Source organism: Cupriavidus sp. UME77, assembly GCF_014170355.1.
Taxonomy (GTDB): Bacteria; Pseudomonadota; Gammaproteobacteria; order Burkholderiales; family Burkholderiaceae; genus Cupriavidus; species Cupriavidus basilensis.
The window spans coordinates 1-11060 of sequence record NZ_LZZU01000085.1 but is presented as its reverse complement, the minus strand read 5'-3'; the positions used below and the strand labels follow the sequence as shown (position 1 = coordinate 11060).

General features: G+C 67.3%; 7 protein-coding genes and 3 pseudogenes. 9 read left to right on the top strand and 1 reads right to left on the bottom strand.

Annotation, left to right across the window (positions count from 1 at the left end):
* The 7 genes and pseudogenes from A9975_RS31705 to A9975_RS31675 form a co-directional block, all read left to right on the top strand.
* Nucleotides 1–222 (top strand): transposase (locus tag A9975_RS31705; RefSeq protein ID WP_183036205.1); only part of this gene is annotated, 222 nt, incomplete at its 5' end.
* A 257-nt stretch (nucleotides 223–479) separates the two neighbouring features.
* A pseudogene (locus tag A9975_RS38365) lies at nucleotides 480–602 on the top strand (SagB/ThcOx family dehydrogenase); the annotation flags it as partial.
* 197 nt (nucleotides 603–799) lie between these two features.
* A complete protein-coding gene (locus A9975_RS31695; protein ID WP_183036203.1) occupies nucleotides 800–1807 on the top strand; it encodes a zinc-dependent alcohol dehydrogenase family protein in 1008 nt (335 codons plus the stop codon).
* 272 nt (nucleotides 1808–2079) lie between these two features.
* On the top strand, nucleotides 2080–3066 hold the full coding sequence (locus tag A9975_RS31690; RefSeq protein ID WP_183036202.1) for an HlyD family secretion protein: 987 nt from the start codon (nucleotides 2080–2082) through the stop codon (nucleotides 3064–3066).
* A 4-nt stretch (nucleotides 3067–3070) separates the two neighbouring features.
* Complete coding sequence (gene rbbA, locus A9975_RS31685; RefSeq protein ID WP_183036201.1) at nucleotides 3071–5851, top strand: ribosome-associated ATPase/putative transporter RbbA; 2781 nt, start codon at nucleotides 3071–3073, stop codon at nucleotides 5849–5851.
* A gap of 15 nt (nucleotides 5852–5866) precedes the next feature.
* The gene (locus A9975_RS31680) at nucleotides 5867–6994 is read left to right on the top strand and encodes an ABC transporter permease (RefSeq protein ID WP_183036200.1); all 1128 of its coding nucleotides are present in this window, start codon (nucleotides 5867–5869) and stop codon (nucleotides 6992–6994) included.
* A 6-nt stretch (nucleotides 6995–7000) separates the two neighbouring features.
* Nucleotides 7001–8503, top strand: coding sequence for an efflux transporter outer membrane subunit (locus tag A9975_RS31675; protein ID WP_183036199.1), 1503 nt, complete (start codon nucleotides 7001–7003; stop codon nucleotides 8501–8503).
* 57 nt (nucleotides 8504–8560) lie between these two features.
* Here the strand turns inward: A9975_RS31675 and A9975_RS38475 are convergent.
* Nucleotides 8561–9861: pseudogene (locus A9975_RS38475) on the bottom strand (PrpR N-terminal domain-containing protein); the annotation flags it as partial.
* A 153-nt stretch (nucleotides 9862–10014) separates the two neighbouring features.
* On the opposite strand from A9975_RS38475, the pseudogene A9975_RS31655 reads away from it, so the two are divergent.
* Together A9975_RS31655 and A9975_RS31650 are read left to right on the top strand one after the other, a co-directional pair.
* Nucleotides 10015–10281, top strand: a pseudogene (locus A9975_RS31655) (DUF4158 domain-containing protein); the annotation flags it as partial.
* A gap of 329 nt (nucleotides 10282–10610) precedes the next feature.
* Nucleotides 10611–11060 (top strand): contractile injection system protein, VgrG/Pvc8 family (locus A9975_RS31650; RefSeq protein ID WP_183036194.1); only part of this gene is annotated, 450 nt, incomplete at its 3' end.

Below are 11060 nucleotides of genomic sequence, written 5' to 3'. Positions count from 1 at the left end.
CAAGGCCGGCTGAAGCTGTTCTACCTGCCGCCGTATTCTCCTCACCTGAACCCCGACGAGCAGGTGTGGGCGCACGTGAAGCGGCAAGTCTCCAAGCGTTTAGTCCAGGGAAAGAACGAAATGAAGAAATTGGCGAGAAGTGCGTTACGTCGCATTCAACGACTGCCTGAGTTAGTCAAGTCGTTCTTTCGCCAGCCGGAGTGCCAATACGCTGCGGCCTGACAATACTTTCTGAAAAGTTAGTAAACAATGCTGGCAGCAGGGTTCATGAGGCACGTACCCATAGCCAGGCATCGCGAGAACGCCGAGCCTATGCGGGCGGCCCAGCTATCCCGCCGTGCTGGGCTGTCCACTGCCGTGCCCTTGCAATGGCGATGCGGATAGCCATGCCCTCATCCATGCCTTCGCGCAGCAGGGCGTTGGCAATCTCGATGGCCTTCATGAGCGAAGTAAAGAGGCTGCAATACGAGGATCACCGGCTGCCCCAAGGCCTGTATTGCTACGACACGGCCCATCACAGCCGTATCCGCAAACGTGCGCGTGACATGCGCAACCTTACTGGATATCAGGACTTTGTCGGCCTCGCGCCGCTGGACTTGATAGTAGCGCAGTAGCCAGCCGCATTGGTGATTCGCTTTGCGGTTTGAGAGCCTGCATCCAGTCTAAGAACGCCTGGAAGCGGCTATTGTTATAAGGTGCCCGCCTGGCGAGAGCCATTGACGCGAATCAAGCGGCGGCGCCTACCATCACCTAGCATGAAGGCTGGACGTCGTTGGGGGCGTTCGCCGAGGATGTCACCATGCACGAGACGATGCGCGCCATGATTTTCGACGGCACCGGGCCGGCCCTGCGCCTGGCGCGCGTCCCCGTGCCAATTCCGGGCCCGGGCGAAGTGCGTATCGCGGTGAGCACCTGCGGCGTCTGCCGCACCGACCTGCACATTGTCGACGGCGAACTGGCGCACCCGAAGGCGGCGCTCATTCCCGGACACGAGGTCGTCGGCAGGGTCGAGTCCTGTGGCGCTGGCGTGACAGACCTTGCCCCGGGCGACCGGGTCGGCGTGCCGTGGCTCGGGCAGACCTGCGGGCACTGCGGCTATTGCGCGGCGCAGCGCGAAAACCTGTGCGATACGCCGCAGTTCACCGGCTATACGCGCGACGGCGGCTACGCCGAGTACGTGGTGGCCGACAGCCGCTTTTGCTTCCTTATCCCGGATCACTACGACGACGAGCATGCGGCGCCCTTGCTGTGCGCGGGCCTGATTGGCTACCGCACGCTGTGCATGGCGGGGGACGCCCGCAAGGTCCGGTCCATCGGCATCTACGGATTTGGCGCCGCGGCCCACCTGGTGACGCAGATCGCCGTCGCCCAGCAGCGCGAGATCTTCGCCTTCACGCGCCCCGGCGACACCGCCGCCTGCCAGTTCGCCCTTGACACCGGGGCGTGCTGGGCCGGTCCCAGCGACCAGCCCGCCCCGCAGCCGCTCGATGCCGCGCTGATCTTCGCGCCGGTGGGTGCGCTGGTGCCGATGGCGCTGCAAGCCGTCGCCAAGGGCGGCACCGTGGTTTGCGGAGGCATCCACATGAGCGATATTCCGGCCTTCCCCTATCGCCTGCTCTGGGAGGAGCGGTCGATCGTGTCGGTGGCCAACCTCACGCGCAACGACGGGCTGGAACTGATGCGAATCGCCCAGGCCACGCCGCTGCGCACCACCACGACGGTCTATCCGCTGGAGCAAGCCAATGCCGCGCTGGCCGACCTGCGCGCGGGGCGCTTGTCCGGCGCGGCGGTACTGCGCATTGCCTAGCGTGACATCGCTCGGGCAGCCGATCCATGGAACCCGGCACCAAATACGGCACCCATTAGAACACCCCCTCCAAAAAGTGCCCCCTTCGGCACCAACTTGCGCTAGATCAAGTCCACGCCCCACCCCGCCGGATAGCATTGGACCCTAAGCCGTCGCCCCGCGGTTCAAGGTCTGTCTTTGTCGCCTCCCCTCCCCCCTTTGCCCGACACCCTGAACCCCCTGGAGCGCCCGGCGGCATTCCATCATTCAGCGCACAGGCGCACAGGTAGCCGATGAAACTCAAACCAGGCTGGGGTATAGCGGCATTGTTCATTGCTGGCGCCATTGGAGCCGCCGTGTGGTGGCTTGGCAGCGAGCGCGACCCGTGGCCGGCTTATATGGTCCACAGCAACGGGCGCATGGAGATCGGCCGCCTCGACGTCGCGGTGAAGTATCCGGGCCGCGTCATCGATCTGCCCGTTCGCGAGGGCGATGCCCTGGCTGCGGGCGCCGTGGTGGCCCGGCAGGATGACGCCGAATTACTGGCTCAACTCAGCCTTGCCACTGCAGCCCGCGAGCGTGCCGTGCAGGCGGCATCGCGCGCGCAGGCGGAGATCGGGGGCCGCGAGAGCCGCCAGCGGCTGGCGCGGCTGGAGTTGACCGAGGCGGTCAAGCTCTACCAGGACCGCCAGATTTCTTCCGTTGAACGCGATCGCCGGCAGCTTGGCCTGGATGGCGAGAGCGCGGGCGTGACCGGCGCGCGCGCCGCGCTTGGCGAGGCCAACGCGGCGATCGCGGAGGCCGATGCCCAGATTGCCCGGCTGAAGATCCTGCAGGAGGAGGCAACCATCCGTGCCCCGGTGGCCGGACGTGTGGAGTATCGCGTGATCGAGGTCGGCACGGTGCTGCCGGCGGGCGGCCGCGTGGTGTCGCTGCTGAACCTGGCCGATATGTATTTCACGGTGTTCCTGCCCGCGGGTGCTGCCGGCAAGCTGGCCATCGGCGACGAGGCGCGCATCGTGCTGGACGCGATGAAGGACGAACCGATCCCGGCCCGCGTCAGCTTTGTGGCCAGCGAGGCGCAGTTCACCCCCAAGTATGTCGAGACCGACGCTGAGCGGGCCAAGCTGATGTATCGCATCAAGCTGCAGCTGGCGCCCGAGGTTGCCCAGCGTTACGCGGCCAAGCTGAAAGCCGGCATGACGGGCGACGGCTTCGTGCGCCTGGATGCCAGGCAGCCCTGGCCCGCATCGCTGACGCTGCCCCGGCAGCCAGCCTGACGCCATGCCGAGTCCGCACCCCGACGGTGCCGCGGCCATCCGGATCGATGGCTTGTCGCACCGCTACGGCGCCAGCGTGGCGCTGGACAATGTGTCGCTCACGCTGCCCGGCAATGCCACCATCGGCCTGATCGGCCCCGATGGCGTCGGTAAATCGACGCTGCTCGGCGTGATTGCCGGCGTCAAGCGTATCCAGCAGGGCCATGCCGCCGTGCTGGGCGCGGACTTGCGCGACCGGCAAGCGCGCGAGGCGCTGTTGCCGCGCGTGGCGTTCATGCCGCAGGGGCTGGGACGCAACCTGTACCCGACGCTGTCGGTCTATGAGAACGTGGACTTCTTTGCCCGGCTGTTCGGCCTGGGCGGCGAGGAGCGGCGCCAGCGCATCGAGCGCCTGCTCGCGGCCACCGGCCTGGCGCCTTTCCCGGACCGTCCGGCGGGCAAGCTCTCGGGCGGCATGAAGCAAAAGCTCGGCCTGTGCTGCGCGCTGGTCCACAACCCGGACCTGCTGATTCTCGACGAGCCCACCACGGGGGTGGACCCGCTGTCGCGGCGCCAGTTCTGGACCCTGGTGGAGGATCTGCGCGCCGAGCACAGCAATATGACGGTGATCGTTGCCACCGCGTATATCGAGGAGGCGCAGCGCTTCGAGCATCTGGTGGCCATGGATGCGGGCAAGGTGCTGGTGTGCGACCGTACCGCCGACGTGCTGGCGCGCGCGGGCACCGGCGACCTGGAGCAGGCCTATATCTCGTTGCTGCCGGCGGCCCGGCGCGGCGATGCCACGGGACTGGTGATCCCGCCCCGCCCGCCGGATGGCGGCGAACCCGCCATCGAGGCCGAGGGGCTGACGCGGCGCTTCGGTGCCTTTACCGCCGTGGACAATGTGAGCTTTCGCATCGAGCGCAGCGAGATCTTCGGCTTTCTCGGCTCCAATGGCTGCGGCAAGACCACCACCATGAAGATGCTGACCGGGCTGCTGGATGCCACCAGCGGCACCGCGCGCCTGCTCGGCCAGACCATCGACGCCGGCGATATGCGCACCCGCATGCGGGTCGGCTATATGTCGCAGGCGTTCTCGCTGTACGAGGAGCTGACGGTACGGCAGAACCTGGACCTGCATGCCAAGCTCTACCGGATGGAAGGCGAGCACGCGCGGAAGGCGGTCGGGCAGGCCTTGCTCGATTTCGAGCTGGACCAGCATGCCGATGCGCGGCCCGCCGCCCTGTCGCTCGGCATCCGCCAGCGCCTGCAGCTGGCTGCGGCCTGCCTGCACCATCCGGAAGTGCTGATCCTCGACGAGCCCACCTCCGGCGTGGACCCCGGCGCGCGCGACATGTTCTGGCGCCATCTGGTCCAGCTGTCGCGCCAGCAGCGCGTGACGATCTTCGTTTCCACGCACTTCATGAACGAGGCGGCGCGCTGCGACCGCATCTCCTTCATGCACCGCGGCCGCGTGCTGGCGGTGGGCAGCCCGGACGCGCTGCGGGAAAGCTGTGGCGCGCGGACGCTGGAGGATGCGTTCGTCAGCTACCTGGAGCAGGCGGAAACCCCGGAGAACGGCGCTGCCGCTACCCCCGTCGCTGCGGCTGCGGCTGCGGCGAAGGCTGCGCAACCCGCCCCGCCCCCCGCGCCAGCCGGCAGGCCAGCCGCGCATGCCGGCGGCTCGAAGCTGGCGCGGACCTGGGCGTTCGCCAGGCGCGAGGCCATGGAGCTGGCGCGCGACCGGCTGCGGCTGGCATTCGCCATCCTCGGCCCGATCGTGCTGCTGTGCGCCGCGGCGTGGAGCGTGTCCTTCGATGTGGAGAACGTGCGTTTCGCCGTGCTGGACCGCGACCAGAGCCGGGCCAGCCGCGAGCTGGTGGAGCAGTTTTCCGGTTCGCGCTCTTTTGTGCAGACCGGTGGCGTGCATAGCGAGGCGGATGCGGACCGGCGCCTGCGCGCCGCGGCCGATATGCTGATCGTCGAGCTGCCGCCCGGCTTCGAGCGCGACCTGCTGGCCGGGCGCCAGCCACAGCTTGCATTCCGCGTCGACGGGTCCAGCCCGTTCCCGGGCGCCACCACGCGCGCCTATGTGAGCGGCGTGCTGCTGGCCTACGCCAATGCACAGATGCGCGCGCAGCCGGAGCGCCCGGCGGCACTGCCGGTGTCGATCGAGACGCGCTTTATCTACAACCAGGAGTTCCGCAGCATCTACGCGATCACGCCGGGCATCATCATGCTGGCGCTGATCCTGATCCCGACCATGCTGACCGCGCTTGGCGTGGTGCGGGAGAAGGAGATGGGGTCGATCACCAACCTCTATGCCTCCCCGGCCAGCGTGGGCGAGTACCTGATCGGCAAGCAACTGCCCTACGTGGGGCTGGCGATGATCAGCTACCTGACCCTGGTGGCGTTGGCCATCGTGCTGCTGCAGGTGCCGCTGAAAGGATCCTTCCTCGCCTTGTCGATTGGCGCCGTGCTGTTCGTGCTGGCGGCCACCGCGCTCGGGCTGCTAATGTCGACCTTCGTGCGTTCGCAGGTGGCGGCCATCTTCGGCACCGCGATCCTGTGCCTGATTCCGTCGGTCAATTTCTCCGGCCTGCTGTATCCGGTGTCGACGCTGACGGGCAGCAGCTACTGGATTGGCCTGGGTTTTCCATCGTCGTGGTTCCAGCTGGTCAGCCTTGGCAGTTTTACCAAAGGGCTTGGTGCGGGCAGCTTCGGCACCATGTACCTGGCCTTGCTGGGTTTCGCGCTGCTGTACCTGGCGGGCGCGCGTCTGCTTCTGCGCAAGCAGGAAGTGTAGCCGGGAGATACCGCGATGAATCAATGGTGCAAGAACGTGGCCCGGCTGTGCGGCAAGGAACTGCGCAGCCTGTTCAGCGATGCGACGCTGATGGCGCTGATCGTCTTTGCCTTCACGCTGGCCGTGCATTCGGTCGCCAAGGGCATCAAGGCCGAGGTGTCGAACGCATCGGTGGCCATCGTGGATGCCGACCACTCCGAGCTCTCGCGCCGCCTGCGCGATGCGATCCGGCCGCCGTATTTCAAGACGCCGGTGGATGTGGACCGGCACGCCGTCGATGCGGAGCTGGACCGGGGACGCTATATCTTCGCCATCGAGATCCCGCCGCGCTTCGAAGCCGACGTGCTGGCGGGAAGAACGCCGGCGGTGCAGGTGCTGGTCGATGCCACCGCGATGACCCAGGCGGGCCTGGGGGCCAGCTACCTGCAACAGATCTTCACGCGTGAGGCGCTTGAATTCCTGCACGCGCGGGGCATCGAGGCGCAGCTGCCCGTGCGCGCGCAGAGCACGGTGCTGTTCAATCCCAATACGGAGTCGCACTGGTTCACATCGACCATGCAGATCGTGGTGAACATCACGGTGCTGGCCATCATCCTGGTCGGCGCGGCGGTGATCCGCGAGCGCGAGCACGGCACCATCGAGCACTTGCTGGTGATGCCGGTGCGCGCCAGCGAGATTGCGGTGGCGAAGATCCTGGCCAATGGCGCGGTGATCTTCCTGGCGTCCCTGCTGTCGCTGTGGCTGGTGGTGCATCTGTGGCTGGATGTGCCACTGACCGGTTCGATGGGGCTCTTTGCGCTGAGCACCGCGCTCTACCTGTTCTCGGTGACGGCGCTCGGCATGTGGCTGGCGACGATCGCGCCGGCGATGCCGCAGTTCGGCCTGCTGGCGGTGCCGACCTATGCCGTTGCCTACCTGCTGTCCGGCGCCGCCACGCCGGTGCAGAGCATGCCACAGGCCATGCAGCACGCGGTGCAGTTCCTGCCGACCACCCAGTTCGTCACGCTCACGCAGGCCATCCTGTTCCGCGGCGCGGGCGTGGATGTGGTGTGGCCGCAGTTGCTCGGCGTCACAGCCGCGGGCGGGATCTTCCTGGCCCTGGCGCTGACACGGTTCCGCTCCATGCTGGCACAGCAAGGATAGACCGCCATGCCTGACCACACTTACCACGCTTACCACCCTAACCACGCCCGCCCTTCCTCCAGCCCGCCCACCCAACGGATTTCCGCCTTGAGTACCTATCCACGACGCGGCATCCTCGCCGGCCTCATTGCAGGCATCGCAAGCATCGCCGCAGCCGGCCTGGCCGGCTGCGCCACGGTCGACGTCACCGTGCCCGACAGCGTCGCGGCGCCGGCCGCGTTCAGGCAAGCCCCCGCCGAGGGCACGCCGGCTGAGGTGCAGGACCTGGCTCAGTGGTGGCGGAACTGGAACGACCCGGAACTGACGCAGCGCGTGACCGAGGCGCTGGCGGCCAATCTCGATCTGCGCGTGGCCCAGGCGCGCGTGGCGGAGGCACGCGCGATCGGGCAGGTTGCGGAATCGGCGCTCTACCCGACCCTGTCGGCACAGGCGCGCGCGGCGCGCGGCGTGGCCGACTTGCGCAGCCCCCCGGGCCTGCCGGATACCTCGCCCGGCCTGGACGGACATCTTGCCGGCCTGACCGTGGCCTGGGAGGTCGACGTCTTCGGCGCCCGCCGCAGCGACGCCCAAGCCGCGGCGGCTGTTGCGCTGAGCGCCGAGGAGCGCCTGCGCGGCACGCGCCTGGTAATCGCCGCCGACGTGGCCGAGAACTACCTGGCGGCGCGCGGCCTGCAGCGCCGCCTGCAGCAACTGGACCGGAGCACGGAAATCGTCAGTCAGTTGCTGAGCTATACCCGCGCGCGCTATGCGGCCGGACAGGCGCTCTCCTACGATGTCGACCGCGTGAGCGAACAGCTTGGCGCGCTGCAGGCGCAGCGCCCGGCGCTGACGAGCCAGATCTCGATGCGGGAACGCCGCCTTGCGGTGCTCGCCGGCCAGGTGCCGCAGGCCGCGGCGGCGCTTTCGCCGCCGCCCGCGCCCTTCGTGCCGGCGCCACCCGCCGGGCAGGTGCCGTCCGACGTGATCGAGCGGCGCCCGGATGTGCGCGCCATGGCCGCGCTGGTACGCGCGCAGGCTGCCAGGCTCGGCAGCGCCAAGGCGGAACGGTTCCCCCGGTTTTACCTGACGTTCCTCGGCCAGGACGGGCGTCTGCACGTGGACGGGCTGCCGGCGCTGAGCGGCACCGGCGGGCTGGTGGGCGTCGGCGTGCAGTTGCCGATCTTCACCGCGGGCCGCATCCAGGCCGGCATCGATGCCGGCGACGCCCGCCTGCAGGCCGCGCAGGCGGAATACAACCAGACGGTGCTACGCACGCTGGAGGAAGTGGATAACGCCTACAGCCAGCGCAGCAGCCTGGACCAGCGCGGCGCCCGGCTGGCCGACGTGGTCACCACCGCGCAGCGCAACAGCCAGAACGCCACGCGCCTCTACGAAGGCGGACGGCGCACGCTGCAGGATGTGCTGGACGCGCGCGTCGGCGCGCTGCAGCGGGAGGACGAACTGATCCAGACGCAAACGGCGCAGGCGCTGGCGGCCGTGCAACTGTATCGGGCGCTCGGCGGGGAATGACCGGGCGATCCAGCCCGGCATTGAGCTCGATGCATGCGCGCCCGGCGCGGAATCCGCCTACGCTTCCGCCTTCAGCATCCGCCACAACGTGGTGCGCCCGATCCCCAGTTGCCTGCTGGCCTCGGCGCGGTTGCCGCCGGCCTGTTCGAGCGCACGTAGTACGTCGGCGCGGGTCGGCGCAGGCCGCTGCGCATCGCTAGCAAGCGCCGGCGGCTCTGGGCGCATTCGCTCGAATTCGGGAAAGACAGCGCGAATCTCCTGCATGGATCCGGCCTGGGGATCGCCAAGGTAGATCGCCGCGCGGGTCAGCAGATTTTCCAGTTCGCGCACGTTGCCCGGCCATGCGTATCCGTTGAACAGGGGAACCAGCAGTTCCTGCGCACGCGCCATGACTTCGTCCGGCAAGCCATATTGCGCGATGCTCCGCTTGACCAGGCTTCCGGCAAGGCCGCGCAATTGAAGGCAACGAAGGGGTTGCCGCGGCGGCCGCTCGCGTTGTGAATGCCCTGGGCGACCAGCTCCTTGCCCGTCCCGCTCCCGCCCGTCAGCAGTATGGTCGCGTCATGCGCCGCGCCGGCACGCGCGAGGCGCCGCACCCTGTCCAGCGCGGCGGAGCTGCCGGTCAGGTCGTCCAGGCTGTGCCGTGCGACCAGCTGCGTCGGGCGCTGGGTGGTCCGCAATCACCGGTCGATCCGCTGCGCGGCCTGCGCGTCCTGCACCGTCACCACCGAGCCAGTACGCAGGCCATGCTCGACGATGGGCAGGCAGGTCACGATCAGCGCCCGCCCGCCGATACGCGCGATCCGTTCTTCCAGCGGGCGTTCGGTGCTGATGGATTCGTGCAGGAAGGGCCCCACCGCAGCCGTCAGCTGACGCGGGATATCCTTGTCGCCAGTCAGCCCGAGCAGCCCGACCATGGCGGGATTGACGGCTTCGAGCTGCCCGGCGTCGTCGAACGCCGCCACGCCATCGCGCAGGTGCGCCACGATGGTGTTCAAGCGCACGCGCTTCGACTCCTTGTGCCGGCTGACCCTGGCCAGCTCGATAGAGCGCTCGAAGGCTTCCTCGACCGCTCCAAGGGAGTACAGGAACACGCTTTCAAGGCCCGCCTGCTGTGCGAAGTCGCACGCCATGCCGGGTCCGATGATGACCGTGCAACCCTCCGCGGCAAGTGATTCGACCGCGGTCCGTACCTCGTCGATCGAGCGATCGGCGCGTTGGAGCAGATCCACCTTCAACCAGGCCCGCAGATCGGCAAGCTCATGCGAAACCGACTCATGCAGGACGAGCCCGACCCGCTCTCCCGGCCAGGCCGAAGCGGCTTGCGCGATCGCGCTGAGCACGTCAAAGCCCTGTACGGGGTCATGCCAAGTTACGGGCAATCCACTATCATGAGCATTGAGGTTATATAGAACGGAATCGATATCTCCAGCAGTTATAAGTAACCGCGGGATTTCCGTCGACACCCTCAGCTAGACTGGCTGGCCCTTCAGCGATTGCCGAGATCCTGTATGGCCACCATCGAGCGTACCGCCTACACGCGTTTCCCGAAGGCTTTCTCCACTAAGGCGCTGCAAGCGTGCTACACGCCTGATGCCGAGGAGTTGGACTGGGCCATCCGTTCAACCCGAGGCCAGGGGCTGCGCCTTGGCTCGCTTGTGTTGCTGAAGGTCTTCCAGCAACTGCATTATTTCCCCAACTTGGATGGCATACCGACGGCCGTGATCGACCACGTGCGCGCCAGCGCCGGCCTGGATCCGGATGCCGAGTTTGGCTACCCCGGTCGATGTGGCCGATATTGAATTTCTGAGCCCCTATCTCACCAGCCACATCAAACGTTTCGGCGATTTCAAGCTGAATCTGGAACGTATGCCGGAAGCGTGGATTCGTGACTGCCTATTCGCAGGACCTGCCCACGCCGAGCAAGGCAGGGTTCCCACTCGCTCCTTTTCGGATTTTTCCGAAAATGCTCCCGCTCGCATCCGACGTCACAATTTTTGACACTTATTCGGCACATTTCACGGTAGCCTGATTGGCTACCCCGCGCCATACAGCATTCGCTGCATGTGCCACTCGTGGGCCCCTTCACCCCGCCGGAGTGCCGCCTATGGGCAACCGCCCGCCGTTCCTGTCCAACCGTACTGTCACGATTCGTGGTGACGGTTTGCCCGAAATCCTGGGTCAGGTCGCCCTGACCGTCGCCCGCGTGCAGGGCACCGAGGGCCTGAATGACCTGTTCACCTACACGGTCGACCTCAAGACTCCGGATGCGCTCCCTCGTCTGTACGGGCCCGCCGCCAATCTGGACCTGCCCGCGATGCAGGGCAAGGAGCTGACGCTCGAGATCGAACTCGACGGCGCCGGTAGCGGCCTGGCCGGCCACGTGGGCGCCGGCACCCGCGAGATCACCGGCATCGTGACCCAGGTCGAAGGGCCGATTGCCGAGGGGCACCACTTTGTCTACCGTCTCACGCTGCGGCCGTGGCTATTCCTCGCCACGCTCACCACCGACTTCAAGATCTTCCAGCAGAAGACGGTGGTTGAGATCCTGCAGGAT

What these genes read in the sequence shown, in the direction of transcription:
- A9975_RS31690 (WP_183036202.1), top strand. Translation starts at nt 2,080, where the DNA reads ATGAAACTCAAACCAGGCTGGGGTATAGCGGCATTGTTCATTGCTGGC.
- A9975_RS31695 (WP_183036203.1), top strand. Translation starts at nt 800, where the DNA reads ATGCACGAGACGATGCGCGCCATGATTTTCGACGGCACCGGGCCGGCC.
- rbbA (WP_183036201.1), top strand. Translation starts at nt 3,071, where the DNA reads ATGCCGAGTCCGCACCCCGACGGTGCCGCGGCCATCCGGATCGATGGC.
- A9975_RS31675 (WP_183036199.1), top strand. Translation starts at nt 7,001, where the DNA reads ATGCCTGACCACACTTACCACGCTTACCACCCTAACCACGCCCGCCCT.
- A9975_RS31680 (WP_183036200.1), top strand. Translation starts at nt 5,867, where the DNA reads ATGAATCAATGGTGCAAGAACGTGGCCCGGCTGTGCGGCAAGGAACTG.